The sequence below is a fragment of the Henriciella marina genome, from assembly GCF_027213945.1.
GTDB lineage: Bacteria > Pseudomonadota > Alphaproteobacteria > Caulobacterales > Hyphomonadaceae > Henriciella > Henriciella marina_A.
Map to the genome: position 1 here is coordinate 97,372 of NZ_JAPWGW010000005.1, position 13,884 is coordinate 111,255.

Here is a 13,884-nt window from a genome sequence, read left to right on the forward strand (position 1 = left end):
AAGTGCCCGTCACCCCCGCGCCATCCTGCCGCGTGGCAGAATGCACAGGCAAAGGAAAGAGGGCCAGTCGCTACCTTTGGGGAAACCAGACTTACAGGAGCGACTGACATGTCCTTACGCATTGGCGACACGGCCCCCGACTTTACCATCCCGACCACGAAGGGCGATATCTCCTTCCATGACTGGGCAGGGGACAAATGGGTTTTCCTGTTCAGCCACCCGGCTGACTTCACGCCCGTCTGCACGACGGAAATGGGGCGGACATCCCAGCTCGCCGACGAGTTTGCGGCCCGTAACGTCCTGCCGCTGGGCCTGTCGACCGACAGCGTCGAAGAGCACCTCAAATGGATCGATGACGTCAACGACACACAGAATACCGACCTGTCATTTCCGATTATCGCCGATATCGATCATGCCGTGGCGCAGGCCTATGACATGATCCATCCGGGCGAGAGTGAAACAGCGGCTGTCCGGTCGGTTTTCATCATCGACCCGAACAAGAAGATCCGTCTCACGATGACTTATCCGATGAGCGTGGGTCGCAACTTCGACGAGATCCTTCGGGTCGTGGACGCGCTGCAGACGGGTGACAAGTACAAGGTGGCAACACCGGCAGACTGGGTCATGGGCGACAAGGTCATCATCCCGCCATCCGTTACAAACCAGGCGGCCCGCACTCAATTTCCGCAAGGCTGGGACGAGGCACGGCCCTACCTTCGCTTTACCAAGGTCTGAGCCAGTGTTAATTCGGCCGGGCCCCATAGGAGTCTATGCGAGCCCGGCTGACATTCTGCGAAACGGGAAAACATTCCATGGAATTAGACGCCCTTATCCTTTCACGCCTGCAGTTCGCGTTCGTGATCGCCTTCCACATCATCTTTCCAGCATTCACGATCGGTCTGGCTGCCTTTCTGGCAGTTTGTGAAGGTCTGTGGCTGTGGACGAAGCGTGACGTGTTCAAGCGTCTCTATCTCCACTGGATCAAGATATTCGCGCTCGCCTTTGCGATGGGCGTCGTCTCCGGCGTTGTCATGTCCTATCAGTTCGGCACGAACTGGTCGGTGTTCGCCGACAAGACCGGCAGCGTGATCGGACCATTGCTCGGCTATGAAGTGCTCACCGCCTTCTTCCTTGAGGCGACCTTCCTTGGTGTGATGCTGTTCGGCTGGAAGCGGGTCGGCAACAAGCTCCACTTCATCGCGACTTGCGCCGTTGCTATCGGCACGACGATCTCGGCCTTCTGGATCCTGTCGGCAAATAGCTGGATGCAGACGCCAGCAGGCTTTGCCATCGATGCGGAAACCGGCAATTTCTACGCGACGAATTTCTGGGATGTTGTCTTCAATCCAAGCTTCCCGGCGCGCTATGTCCACATGATGCTGGCGGCGTTTATCACGACGGCTGCAGTCATTCTGGCGGCTGGCGCGTGGCAGGTTGTGCGCCATCATGAAGAAGAGCCGACGCGCTGGCAGATGCGCATGGCTGCCGGCACGCTGGCAGTCCTGATGCCACTGCAGATCTGGGCCGGCCACTGGTCGGGCGAAGTCGCGCATGAGTATCAGCCCGCAAAAGTCGCAGCCATCGAAGGCTGGTGGGAAACGAGTGAGGTTCAACCCACGATCCTGTTCGGCTTTCCGGACGAGGAAAATGAACGCAACATTGCCGAGATCGCCATTCCCGGCACCAGCCCATACCTGTTCCCGCATGCTGAAGGTCCGATACAAGGACTGGACGCCTTTGCCGAGGAAGACCGCCCACCGGTCGCAATCGTCTTCTGGTCTTTCCGCATAATGGTTGGCGCAGGCATGGCGATGCTGGGCCTCGGCATCTGGGGCTGTTTTCTCTGGTGGCGCAATCGTATCGACAAGCCTGGCCTCTTCCACCTGCTCGCCATCCCTGGCGGGGCGCTCGGCTTTATCGCCGTCATCACAGGCTGGGTCGTTGCCGAAGTCGGTCGCCAACCTTTCACGGTCTATGGACAGCTTCGCACCGAAGACAGCCTCGCGCCGGTCTCAACCGGGCAGGTAGCCACCTCGCTCATCATCTTCATGGTGGTCTACGCGATCGTCTTTACTGCAGGCAGCATCTATATGGCGCGCATCGCAACGCGCGGCTTCAAGGACGACGCGCCGGAGCCGCCAGAGCGCGAGCACCGCGCCCCTGGATCGCCGCTTGCCGCCGTCGAAGAACCCGCTGAAACCGGTCCACGTGGCCGCAAGCCAGCTGAATAAGGAAAGGGCAAGACGATGGAACTTGATCTTCCACTGATCTGGGGCTTGCTGATCGCGACGGCGGTCATGCTCTACGTCCTTCTCGATGGCATGGATCTTGGCATCGGCATCCTGACCGGCTTTGCCAAATCCGATGACGAGCGCAATCTGATGACGGCCACGATCGAACCTGTCTGGGACGGGAACGAGACCTGGCTGATCCTTGGCGGCGGCGGCCTCTTCGCGGCATTCCCGCTTGCCTACGCCATCCTGATGCCAGCCTTCTACCTGCCGGTCCTGCTCATGCTGGCCGCGCTCATCTTTCGGGGTGTCGCCTTTGAATTTCGGCACAAGGCTGTGCGCAGGCCTACCAAGCTCTTCTGGAATGGCGCGTTCTTCTATGGCTCACTTGCGGCTGCGCTTTCACAAGGTCTCATCTTGGGCGGCTTCATTCAGGGTGTCACAGTGGAAGGGCGCAGCTTCGCCGGTGGCCCGTTCGACTGGCTGACCCCGTTCTCGCTTCTCGTCGCCGTATCGGTTGCTATCGGATATGTTCTCCTCGGTGCGTGCTGGCTCGTTCTCAAGACCGAAGGGGAGGTGCAGCGGCGCGCACGAAATCGCGGGAAGATGGCGCTCGCTGGCGTTGCGGTCGGTTTCGCAGCGGTCAGCCTTGCGACCCTCTCTATCGATCCCCGCGTGACAGAACGGTGGGGCTTCTCCATGGCAGAGCTTGAGTTCGGCAAGATCCTGCCACTCTCGCCGATCCCGCTTGTCGGTCTTGTCCTGACAGCACTTGTCTGGCGAGATCTGAGCGGGAAGGTGTCTGCCCCTGACTGGCGTCCCTATGTCCTGTCAGCCGGTATCTTCCTGTCAGGTTATCTCGGGCTGGCGGTCAGCCTGTTTCCAAACATTGTGCCGTTCGAAGTCGATATCTGGCAGGCAGCCGCGCGTGATAATGCGCTGATGCTCATGTTTGTCGGTGCAGCCATCATGCTGCCCGTCATCCTCATCTATACCGGCTACGTCTACTCGCTCTTCTGGGGCAAGGTGGACCCGGATGAGGCCTATCATGACTGATCTGATAGAGCCTGAAGGGCCTGACGAAACCGGCCGCTCTGCCGGGCCTCTCTGGAAACGACTCGCCTGGTTCTGGGGTATCGCGATCGCCAGCGTCACGATTGTTGCCGCAACGGCCTACATATTGCGCGGTTTTCTCTTCATCGGTTGAGCAAGGGCTCTCGGCCGGGTTGAACCTGCTTGACCCCGCCCAGCGCTGCGGCCACGCTTTCAGACAGCATCAACCGACCGATTCCCTAATGAAAAGGAGCGCCAAATGGCTGGCAAATTCGAACTCTACACTGACAAGGCCGGCGAGTTTCGCTTCAGGCTCAAAGCCGGAAATGGCGAAGTCATTCTCGCAAGCGAAGGCTATAAGCAGAAAGCCAGCGCAACGAATGGCATCGAGTCGGTGAAGAAAAATGCCCCCGATGATGCACGCTTTGAGCGCAAGGAAACCGACGCAGGCAATTTCCGCTTCAATCTGAAGTCCACCAATGGCCAGGTGATCGGGACGTCCGAAAACTACAAGAGCGCTTCTGGCCGCGACAATGGCATCGAGTCCGTCAAGAAGAACGCGCCAGACGCCCGCGTGGAAGACCTGACGGCCTAAGGCTTTACCGCCTCGATAACTTTAAGAGGGCGCGTGCAGTCAGGCTGCAAGCGCTCTTTTTCGTCAAAGCGACAGTTTGAGGTGTTGAAGCAGAAGGATCGTCTTGGCGTCCGTAATCTCGCCGGTCGCGATGCGCGCATAGGCGTTGTCAAAAGCAAGCTCGACGACCTCGATGTCTTCGCCTTCGCCGCTCGCGCCGCCGCCACTCGCGACCTTGTCTGAGGGTTCGTAGGTCGCGGTATAGCACCAGACCCGCTCACCAAAGCTCGCAGGGCTTGCATACATGGCCGTCACCAGATGCAGGTCATGCAACTGATAGCCTAGTTCCTCAATTGCTTCGCGGGTGATCGCCTGCTCAGGGTCTTCATTTTCAATGACACCGGCGCAGGCCTCCCACATCGGCTCTTCATCGCCCTTCAGGAAGACAGGCAGGCGTAGCTGTCGAATGAGGAGGACGGTGCCGCGCGCGCTGTCATAGGGCAGGACGGCGCAGGCGTCTGGCCGGTTATAGACCTCGCGGGTCAGGCGCTCTCGGCGCCCATCGCGGCGTTCATAGTCAATCGTATGTTTGACCAGCGGGACCCAGTCATCAGCGAGCATGTCGCTGGAGACTAGGGTCACGCGGTCCTTGAGCGGCTTGTCGCTCATGCGAAGCGAGGGGCGATCTTCAATCCTTTGACCCAGCCTAGCTTTTCATAAATGAGCAGCATGGTGCCGTTATAATCGACGATACGGTTCCAGACGCCCTTGCGCGGACGGTGGAGCGCCGACACTGGCTCATCATGGTGATGGTCGTGGAAGGCCTCACCGCCGGTCAGAAGCGCCATCGCATGGTCAGCCCAGGCCGGGGTCTTGAGGTGGCCAAGGACGTTGATGCCATAGGTGGTGGCGTGGAACTGGATCGCACGACCAATGACGACGCTGGCATGGATGATGCCGGTCAGGACCAGCGAGCCGCCAGCTGCCCAGACGATGAGATAGATGATCGCCGGGATGAGCAGGTGGATGACGAGAGAGATCGAATTGTAGAAGCCGTCCATCCAGACGATGATCGGATGGTTCTTCAGCCAGATTGGCATCGGGCGCATCGTGTCCTTCGGGTCGCGGAACAGGATCCAGCCAACCCAGGCCCAGCGTTTGCTCTCGAACGGATTGTGCGGGTCGCCCGGACCATCAGCGAAACGGTGATGCTGGGAGTGATAGTTTACCCAGTCTTTCACATTGCCCTGCATGGCAATCATCAGGTTGACCATGGTCAGGACCTGCGCTGGCCAGGCCATTTCGCCCGCCCGGTGCTGCATAATGCGGTGAAGTGGCCCGATGCCGGCATTGCAGACGAAAATCGTAAACGCGATGACGCCCAGTGAAAGCGGAATGTACCAGAGCTTGAGTTCGATCTGCGTCAGCGCAAAGCCGAGCGCGACCATCGTGGTGAGCAGGGCAATGCCGAGCGCCGGATAGATGAAAGCCGAAAACAGGCTGGGCATGTCGATTGTCTTCCAGGATTTTGGAATGGCAAGCGAACGTGGGATTTTGGTCATTCAGTGCTCCGGATCGGCGGACAAGTGGGTTCAGTCTGCAGCAGACTGCCTGACGGGATGTTAAGAACCAATCGCAGTTTGGCAAAGGAAAAATCGCCGCGAATTACTGCATTGCAATCTATGCTTGCTGACACCGTCAGAAACACCACCAGTACACCGTCACTGCACCGCGTTTTTGGCGCTTTTCCACGGGACCGGGCCCAGACTTTGCGACCGGATACGACGCCGCGTCGCCGAAGCTCTGTTGCTGGCGAATCAGACCGACACGACCCGGCCGGGGTTCATGATACCGAGCGGATCGAGCGCCAGCTTGATAGCCCGCATCGTCTCTGTCGCTGCTTTTGGCCTGATCTCGGCGAGTTCATCACGCTTCAGACGGCCAACCCCGTGCTCGGCGCTGATCGACCCGCCAAACTTCATGGCATGCGCATGAACGATGCGGGTAACCTCTTCGGCCTTGTCGGAAAGCGCTGAATTTTCGGGGTTCTTGGGGGCGCAGGCCGAATAGTGGAGGTTGCCGTCACCAACGTGACCGAAGGCGACGATCTCTGCTTCCGGCACCAGTTTCTGGATCGCTTCTTGAGTTGCGGTGAGGAAGTCCGGAATGGCCGAAACGGGGACCGCCACATCATGGTTCAGGGCCGTGCCATAGGCGCGCTTGGACAAGGGAATTGTCTCGCGGATATGCCAGAAGCTGGCCGCCTGCTGGCCGCTCTCTGCGATGAGGACATCGGCGGCAAGCCCGCTCTCCATCCCGTCGGCGAGGGCCGTCATCAGCGTCTCCCGCGCCTGATCTTCCCGCGACATCGACACCTCAACAAGGACCCTCCACGGCAGGTCGGACGGGGCCGGATCACGGGTGTCTGGGACATCCGCCTTCACCATTTCGATGGCATTGGCCGGGATAATCTCAAAGCTGGTCACCGTGTCGCCGGCATGGTCGCGCACCAGCGCCAGAAGATCGACGACATTGGCAGGGGTCTCGCAGGTCACCCATGCGGTTGCCTTTGAAACCTTTGGGAAAAGTTTGAGTGTCGCAGCTGTGATAAGGCCCAGCGTACCCTCAGCGCCAGCGAACAGATGCTTCAAATCATAGCCAGTATTGTTTTTCCGAAGACCCGACAGCCCGTCCCAGATCTGGCCGGAAGGCAGGACAACTTCGAGCCCCAGGATAAGGTCACGCATCATCCCATAGCGCAGTACAGCCACACCGCCCGCATTGGTCGAGATAAGCCCGCCAATGCTGGCCTGACCTTCAGATCCAAGCGAAAGCGGGAAGAAGCGGCCAGCCTCTTCAGCGGCTTGCTGCGCGCTCACAAGCGTCGCGCCAGCCTCGATGGTCATTGAATTGTTGCGGGTATCGACGCCGCGTAGCTTGGTCATGCGGCGCATCGAAACGGTGATTTCGCCATGCGGCGTGCCACCATCGACAAGGCCCGTATTGCCGCCCTGAGGCACCAGTGCGACGCGATGTTCAGCGCAGAGTTTGACGAGGGCTGCAGCCTCTTCGGTGAAGGCGGGCATGGCCAGAAACGGCGTCTCGCCTTTATTGATGCCGCGCCATGGTGAGGCGACCTCTTCAAGCTTGTCGGCGTCTTCGCTCCAGCCAGAAGGGCCAAGCAAAGCCTTGGCAGCGGTGAGAAATTCTTGGTTCGGGCGGTTCATGAGCGACGCTCCATCATGTCAGCAATGGTTGGGTCTCCGCCTGCTGCTTTCAAGGCCTGACCGGCCCGGACACGCGCTTCTTCGGGCTTGTACTGAGCGACCTTGGTGATCCCCTCGAGCCGTTGCGGCGTGAGTTTGAAGGTCACAATCGAGGTCAGCATCCGCTTCAGCTGGGCCCGGTCCATCGACGCGACCGTCCATGCGGGCTTCGGCGCAAGGCCAGCTTCAAACCGCGCTGAGAGGTCTTCGAGAAAATGCTCGGCATCCTGATCATCACAGATGCTGACAGATCCTTCGGCTTCGACGGAGAGGTAATTCCAGGTCGGCACCTGCTTCTCCATGCCGTACCAGTCGGGCGATATGTAATCATGAGGGCCGGAGAAGACGATCAGTGCTTGGCCCGCGTTTGTGATGCCCTGCGCGGCGGGGTTCTCCTTTGACAAATGAAACCGCAGTGTCCCGTTCTCATCAGCCAGAACAGGCGTGTGAGCGGCGCAAGGCCGCCCTTCGTGAAGGCCGATTGCTAGGGCAAAAGGCCAGTCGCCGATGCGCTTCAGGAGGGTGGCGCGGTCTGTTTCGAGATAGGCAGGCGCGGGGTGCATCCTGCCTGTCTAGCCGCGATCAGCGGCGCGAACCAGCCGGTCATTGATCGCTGCACCAAGGCCATCGGTCGGGATCGTGGCGACGGCGATACGGTCATGCGTCTCATCGAGCTGGCGCATCATGGAGAAGAGGTTCGCGGCGGCCTCAATGAGACTCCCATCCGGTGACAGGTTCAGCGTCGCTTTGCCCGGCCCGAAACCCAGAAAGGCCTCGCCCGGCTCGGGCGTCGCTACGTTCAGCCGCATGCGCGCATTGGGTGCATAGTGGCGCAGGAGCTGTCCTGGCGATGTCGGCTTATCTGCGCTGCCGCCAGCTTCGAGACCGGGCCAGACGGCTTCGATCGCCTCAGCCAGGACTGTGCCCTGACGCAAAAGGACGGGCGTCTCGCCGCGCGCATCGATCACGGTCGACTCGATGCCTTCGCTGCACGGCCCCCCATCAAGAATGAGGTCGACCTTGTCGCCCATATCTCCGGAGACATGCGCTGCCGTTGTTGGACTGATACGCCCTGACGGGTTGGCAGATGGCGCCACCAGCGGTCCGCCGAAAGCCTCCAGAAGTGCGCGCGCAGCCGGATGGGCAGGCACACGCAGCGCCAGCGTCTCCAAGCCGGCGCGAGCGAGCGAACAGACCGTCGTGGTTTCGATGGCGTCGACCACAAAGGTCAGCGGGCCCGGCCAGAATTCGGCGGCAAGCGCCCGTGCTTTCTCGGAAAACCGCCCCTGCGCAAATGCCGCTTCGGCAGAGGCGCAATGCGCGATCAGCGGGTTGAAGGCAGGCCGGCCTTTGGCCGCATACAGGCGAGCGACAGCGTCTGCGTTCGATGCATCCGCTGCCAGGCCATAGACCGTCTCTGTCGGCATGGCGACGAGGCCGCCTTCTGCGAGGAGGCGTCCCGCCCGATCAAGGGCGGCGGAATCCGGTTTCAGGACTGGGGCCGTCATGGCTCAGTCGCCTAGCACTCAATCAGCCAGCAGGCGAGGCCACGACGCGTACATCGATGCGGACAGATTCTGAGACATAGGCGGCGCTCGCGTCGGACGTCTGACCAAGATCGAGCGGTGTGCGTTCTACGGTTGTGTCGCCCGTCATCACTGTTGAGGCACCATCTTCTGCGAGCGTGAAGGCAAATGGCACGGTGACTTCGTTGTCCTTGATCGAGAGCGCTGCGTCGGCGGTATAGCGGGGGCCAGCTTCTTCGAAGCCGGTGAGCCGGACTGTGGCCTGCGGGAAGGCGGAGACCCCGAACCATTCGGCGGATCTGAGGCTGTCGGTGTAAAGCTTCTTCGGTGTGGCGGCTGAGCCAGTATTCACCGTGACGAGCACTTCTGAGCCAGCAAGATTATCCGCGTCAAAGTCGATATCGGCGTTCCAGTCGCTGAAGCTGCCTTCATAGGTCTGGCCTTCATGGGTGAACGTGAAAGCGATGGAAGACTGGTCATAGTCAACGGTCCAGTTCGGCTCGATTGAGGTCTCGCTCACATCGGCAGAGCCGTCGCCTGAGCCATTTTCACTTCCGCTGCTGGAGAAGAGCTGTGGGACGAAAGCAATGATCAGGAAAAGCGCGATGGCTGCGCCGAAAGCGGTCAGGAAGCCCCGCGGCGGCGGGCTTGGCTTGTCCGTCTTGCCGAAGAGGCCCGGCAGCATGCGCTTCAGAACGCCTTCTTCGGGCCCGAATTCATGCTTCAATGCGCCGCCGACATGCAGGGCAAGAAGCGCGAAAGCGACATAGGCAAGTTTGGAATGAATGTTGGAGATGATCGCATAGGCGGTTTCATTTTCCAGAAAGCCGACACCGGGAATATCAGGCCAGCTGACCAGGCCGAAGATTACGGTCGGAATGTCGAAACCATAGGAGATCGAAACAGTGAGCCAGCCGGTCAGCGGCATGATCACCATCAGGGCGTAGAAGCCGAGATGAACAGCATGGCTGGCCTTGCTCTCCAAAGGCTTCATGTCCGTGGGCAAAGGTGGCGGCGGGTTCATCACCCGCCAGATTATCCGCGCAACTGTCAGGATCAGGATCGTGATCCCGACCGATTTGTGGAACTGGAACCAGGATTCCTTGCCATCCATGTTCCAGCCAAGCCAGATCATGAACAGGATGCCGAATGCGATCGCCCAGTGAAGGGCGATCGCAACGGCGGAGTAACGCGGTGACCGTGTCATAAGAAACTAGTTGCCGTCTGTTTCGGCATCCGTCTCTGCGGCTTCTTGCTGCAGGAATTCGCCCGAGAACTCGACGACGACTTCATCCGAGATCATGCCCTGAAGTGCGTCCTGCCCGAACTCCGAGCGGTTGATCGTCGTCACCGCGTCGAAACCGATGATGTCGCGGGTGCCAAACCAAGGCACATTGGCGACGCCATTGAAGGTCACGTCGAGGGTCACTGGCTGCGTCTCTCCAAGGAAGGCGAGGTCCCCTGTGACCGTGCCGGTCGTGTCGCCTGTGCGGGTCACTTCAGTAGAGGTGAAGGTGATCTGCGGGTAGGCGCCCGCATTCATGAAGCCTTCGTCCTGCGCCAGCGCTTCTGTCCAGCTGTCATGCGGGCTGTCTGGATGGCCGGCCTTATAGTCGCCGGGGAAGTGCGTCCAGACCGAAGTCGGGTCGATGGTGAATGCAAGGCTCGAGCTTGCAGGGTCACCAGCATTGAAATCAAGCGTGCCATCGAAGCTCGTGAAGCTGAGCGTATATTCCGACAAGCCGTTGTGCATGACCGTTGCGGTCAGAAAGGCGTGTGTCGGCTCGATGGAATAAGTCGCCGTCGCAACGTTCGCGAGCGGGCCTTCGCTGGCCGCGGCGTCGGTATCGGTCTCTACGGTTTCAACCGTATCTGTTTCGGCGGTGTCGGACGTGTCGGTCTCGGCGCCGGAGCATGCCGCCAGAACCAGAAGGCTCGAAGCAGCAAGAAAGGTCGTTGTGAGTTTCATCTTGTATCAGCCCTGATTGTCTAGAGGTCTATTCGTTCTCGATGAATTCGCCGGAGAACTCGATCGCGACGTCATTCGATATCACGCCTTGAAGCGCATCCATGCCGAATTCAGTCCGGTCGATGATGGTGCTCGCGGTGAAGCCGATCGTGTCGCGTTCGCCCATCCATGGCGGGTTGGCGACGCCATTGTAGGTTACATCGAGTGTGACCGGGCGCGTTTCACCGCGGAAGCTTAGATCGCCTGTCACCGTGCCGGTGAAGTCGCCGGTCATTTCGGCGCTGGTCGAGGTAAAGGTGATTTCGCCAAACTCGTCTGCCTGCAGGAAGCGGTCGTCATTGGCGAGCGCTTCATTCCAGCTTTCGAACTCACTATTGGGATGTCCGGCCTTGTAATCGGCAGGATAATTGGATTCCAGCGCGGCCGGATTGATCGTGAGGTTCAGCGTCGAAGCGGTCGGGTCTTCGGAATTGAAGTCGAGCGTCGCATCGAAGTCGGTGAAGTAGACTGTATAGGTCGAAATACCGTTATGGGTGACGTTGAAGGTCAGGAAGGAATGGTTCGGGTCGAGCTGGTAGGTCGCGTCAGCGACACCTTCCAAGGTTTGTTCTGCGAGCGCAGGTGCAGCAGTAAGCGCTGCGAGCACTGCTGTTGTTACGATACGGCGCATGGACGGACCTCCTCATACATGGTCAAGAATAGACAGAACATAGATACACTAGCTGACTAAACTAACCAGTACGGCTTCAGACCTCGTCGAGAATAGTACTTATCCGGGAGATGCATCATATGAGCTATCGGGCACCCGTTGAAGACATGGCGTTTGCACTCAGGCAACTCGCCGGAATTGGCCGCCTGTCAGGTGACCACTACGAAGCGTTCGATGACGATCTTATTGATCCCATCCTTGAAGAAGCCGGAAAGCTGGCGAGCGACGTCCTGGCGCCGCTGAACCAGTCAGGCGATGAGCAGGGCGCCCAGCTGACCGGCGACGGGGTTGTCGCGCCGCACGGCTTTGCCGAAGCTTACCGCCAGTTCGCAGAAGGTGGCTGGATGGGGCTCGCCGCGCCTGTCGAATGGGGCGGGCAGGGCCTGCCGCGCACGCTGTCGAATGCGGTGCTCGAAATGCTCCACGGGTCAAATATGAGTTTCGGTCTCTGCCCGATGCTGAGCGCAGGCGCGATCGAGGCGCTTCTGGCGCATGGCGGAGACGCAGAGAAGAAGAAATACCTGCCCAAGCTGATCTCTGGTGAGTGGACTGGGACGATGAATTTGACAGAGCCTCAGGCAGGCTCTGATGTCGGCGCGCTGAAGACCAAAGCCGTGCCGCAGGAGGATGGCTCTTACAGGATCTCCGGCCAGAAGATTTACATCACCTGGGGCGACCACGACATGACGGATAATATCATCCATCTTGTCCTCGCCCGCCTGCCGGATGCGCCGGAAGGCTCTCGGGGCATCTCTCTTTTCGTCGTGCCCAAGGTTCTGGTGAATGAGGATGGCTCACTTGGTGAGCGCAATAGCGTCCAGTGTATCGGGCTTGAGAAGAAGATCGGCATTCATGCGAGCCCGACCTGCGTCATGGAATATGACGGGGCCACCGGGTGGCTTGTAGGTGAGGAGAATAAGGGCCTTGCCTGCATGTTCACGATGATGAACGCGGCACGCCTTAATGTCGGGCTTGAGGGGGTCGGCGTCTCCGAAGCGGCGTACCAGACGGCTTATGCGTATGCGAATGAGCGCAAGCAGGGCAAGGTGGATGGGGTAGATGGGCCTGCGCCAATCCTGCACCATGCCGATATTCGCCGCACGCTGACAACGATGCGGGCCCATACAATGGCGGCGCGCGCCATCTGCTATGCCTGCGGTGTGGCTGCTGACCTTTCGGATGCTGCAGAGGACGAAGCGACCCGCGAGGCAGCGCGCCTGCGCGAAGAACTCTTGACGCCAATCGCAAAGGCCTGGTCGACCGATACCGGGGTCGAGATGGCGAGCCTCGGTGTGCAGATCCATGGCGGCATGGGCTTCATGAATGAGACACTGGCCGCCCAGCTTTATCGCGATGCGCGCATCGCTCCGATCTATGAAGGCACGAATGGCATCCAGGCCATCGACCTTGTCGGGCGCAAACTCTCTATGTCCGGCGGGCGCGCGATGGATGAAATGATTGAGGAAGTACGCGAGACCGCGCGCGCTGCGCGTGAGACGAATGACCCGCAGCTGGGCCAGATTGCGGACAGGCTGGTCGCGTCAGCTGACGCGCTTCGGGAGGCGACCGACTGGATGAAGGCGGCAATGAGAGACGAGCGCGAGAAGGGGCTGTCCGGCGCGACGGCCTATCTGGAACTGGCCGGCGATGTCATTGGGGGTCACTTCCTGACAAAGGGGGCGCTGTCGGCCCGAGCCGACAACTCCTCGCTTCGCGGGCGGATGACAGCGCTGGCTGGGTTCTTTGCGGAGACGTCACTCGCCGAAGCGCCGGGCCGAGTCTCAGGCATCACCAGAGGCGGTGACAGCTTTCTTGCCGAGAGCGAGGCGCTCTTCGGGCTGAGTTAACCCTGCCAGCGGGAGATGATCTCGCTCGCGTCAGGACGAGCGCGTTCCTGCGGGTCCGCGGTCGCCTTGCCGAGGTAGAAGTAACCTGCGATTCTCTCACGGCCCGACAGGCCGAGCAGTTCGTTGATGCCTTTCGAGAAGCTGATCCATTCGGTCAGCCAACAGCCTGCAAAGCCTGCGGAATTGGCGCTGAGGAGCAGGTTATGGCCGAGGGCGCCGGCTGAAAGCTCCTGCTCCCAGACCGGCGTCTTGTTGTCGTCCTTGGGACTGGAAACAAGCACGACCACACATGGCGCACGTAGCAAAAGAGCCTTTGTAGCCTCAAGGTCTGCGTCGGTCGCAAACTCGTTTTCCTGCTTGTGGACTTCGGCGGCCTTCTCACCGAAGGCGTGTCGAGCATCACCTTCGAGAATGATGAATCGCCAGGGCGAAAGGCGGCGGTGATCCGGTACCCGCGTGGCCGCCGTAAGAATGGCATCAAGCGTTTCGGCATCGGGGCCGGGGCCACTGATGCAGGCCTTGTTGGCGGACCGGCGCAGGGCCAGGAATTCGCGCGCCGCTTCGCTTTCGCGTGTGGCCGGCATGGGGGTGCCTACGGATGGGGCGTCGGGGAAGAGTTTGGTCATGCCCAAGAAATAGGGGCGTGTTGGCTAATTCAAACCGCAGCCGGTCGGAAATAATTGTGGGATATGCAGGTCAAAGTGAACGG

General features: G+C 60.0%; 15 protein-coding genes. 6 read left to right on the forward strand and 9 right to left on the reverse strand.

Going from position 1 to position 13,884, the window contains the following annotated elements:
- Positions 1-108: 108 nt before the first annotated feature.
- The 5 genes from O4G74_RS14710 (at position 109) to O4G74_RS14730 (ending at position 3,879) form a co-directional block, all read left to right on the forward strand.
- The gene (locus O4G74_RS14710; RefSeq protein WP_269403317.1) at positions 109-735 is read left to right on the forward strand and encodes a peroxiredoxin; all 627 of its coding nucleotides are present in this window, start codon (positions 109-111) and stop codon (positions 733-735) included.
- A 77-nt stretch (positions 736-812) separates the two neighbouring features.
- A complete protein-coding gene (locus tag O4G74_RS14715; protein WP_269403318.1) occupies positions 813-2,231 on the forward strand; it encodes a cytochrome ubiquinol oxidase subunit I in 1,419 nt (472 codons plus the stop codon).
- A 15-nt stretch (positions 2,232-2,246) separates the two neighbouring features.
- Positions 2,247-3,287 carry a cytochrome d ubiquinol oxidase subunit II gene (gene cydB, locus O4G74_RS14720; RefSeq protein WP_269403319.1) on the forward strand — a complete coding sequence of 347 codons (1,041 nt, stop codon included), beginning with the start codon at positions 2,247-2,249 and terminating at the stop codon, positions 3,285-3,287.
- Complete coding sequence (locus O4G74_RS14725) at positions 3,280-3,438, forward strand: hypothetical protein (RefSeq protein WP_269403320.1); 159 nt, start codon at positions 3,280-3,282, stop codon at positions 3,436-3,438. Before cydB ends, O4G74_RS14725 begins: the two co-directional genes overlap by 8 nt.
- 105 nt (positions 3,439-3,543) lie before the next feature.
- Positions 3,544-3,879, forward strand: coding sequence for a YegP family protein (locus tag O4G74_RS14730; RefSeq protein ID WP_119378554.1), 336 nt, complete (start codon positions 3,544-3,546; stop codon positions 3,877-3,879).
- A gap of 63 nt (positions 3,880-3,942) precedes the next feature.
- Here O4G74_RS14730 and O4G74_RS14735 read toward each other — a convergent pair whose 3' ends face one another.
- From O4G74_RS14735 to O4G74_RS14770, 8 genes are all read right to left on the reverse strand, one after another.
- Complete coding sequence (locus O4G74_RS14735; protein WP_269403321.1) at positions 3,943-4,527, reverse strand: NUDIX domain-containing protein; 585 nt, start codon at positions 4,525-4,527, stop codon at positions 3,943-3,945.
- Positions 4,524-5,420: an acyl-CoA desaturase gene (locus O4G74_RS14740; protein WP_269403322.1), complete on the reverse strand. Its 897-nt coding sequence runs from the start codon at positions 5,418-5,420 to the stop codon at positions 4,524-4,526. Before O4G74_RS14740 ends, O4G74_RS14735 begins: the two co-directional genes overlap by 4 nt.
- A 255-nt stretch (positions 5,421-5,675) precedes the next feature.
- Positions 5,676-7,085 (reverse strand): FAD-binding oxidoreductase, encoded by a 1,410-nt coding sequence (locus O4G74_RS14745; RefSeq protein WP_269403323.1) that lies wholly within the window; start codon positions 7,083-7,085, stop codon positions 5,676-5,678.
- On the reverse strand, positions 7,082-7,687 hold the full coding sequence (locus tag O4G74_RS14750) for an FMN-binding negative transcriptional regulator (protein ID WP_269403324.1): 606 nt from the start codon (positions 7,685-7,687) through the stop codon (positions 7,082-7,084). The genes O4G74_RS14745 and O4G74_RS14750 overlap by 4 nt, the downstream gene beginning before the upstream one ends.
- A 9-nt stretch (positions 7,688-7,696) precedes the next feature.
- Positions 7,697-8,632, reverse strand: coding sequence for an L-threonylcarbamoyladenylate synthase (locus tag O4G74_RS14755; RefSeq protein WP_269403325.1), 936 nt, complete (start codon positions 8,630-8,632; stop codon positions 7,697-7,699).
- Positions 8,633-8,654: 22 nt separating this feature from the next.
- Positions 8,655-9,857 (reverse strand): cytochrome b/b6 domain-containing protein, encoded by a 1,203-nt coding sequence (locus tag O4G74_RS14760; RefSeq protein ID WP_269403326.1) that lies wholly within the window; start codon positions 9,855-9,857, stop codon positions 8,655-8,657.
- 6 nt (positions 9,858-9,863) lie between these two features.
- Positions 9,864-10,619, reverse strand: a complete 756-nt coding sequence (locus O4G74_RS14765) for a YceI family protein (RefSeq protein WP_269403327.1) — start codon at positions 10,617-10,619, stop codon at positions 9,864-9,866.
- Positions 10,620-10,647: 28 nt separating this feature from the next.
- Positions 10,648-11,289, reverse strand: coding sequence for a YceI family protein (locus tag O4G74_RS14770; RefSeq protein ID WP_269403328.1), 642 nt, complete (start codon positions 11,287-11,289; stop codon positions 10,648-10,650).
- 119 nt (positions 11,290-11,408) lie between these two features.
- On the opposite strand from O4G74_RS14770, the gene O4G74_RS14775 reads away from it, so the two are divergent.
- A complete protein-coding gene (locus O4G74_RS14775; protein WP_269403329.1) occupies positions 11,409-13,175 on the forward strand; it encodes an acyl-CoA dehydrogenase in 1,767 nt (588 codons plus the stop codon).
- Here O4G74_RS14775 and O4G74_RS14780 read toward each other — a convergent pair.
- Positions 13,172-13,801: a nitroreductase family protein gene (locus O4G74_RS14780; RefSeq protein ID WP_269403330.1), complete on the reverse strand. Its 630-nt coding sequence runs from the start codon at positions 13,799-13,801 to the stop codon at positions 13,172-13,174. The two genes, O4G74_RS14775 and O4G74_RS14780, sit on opposite strands and share 4 nt — an antisense overlap.
- Positions 13,802-13,884 lie beyond the last annotated feature (83 nt).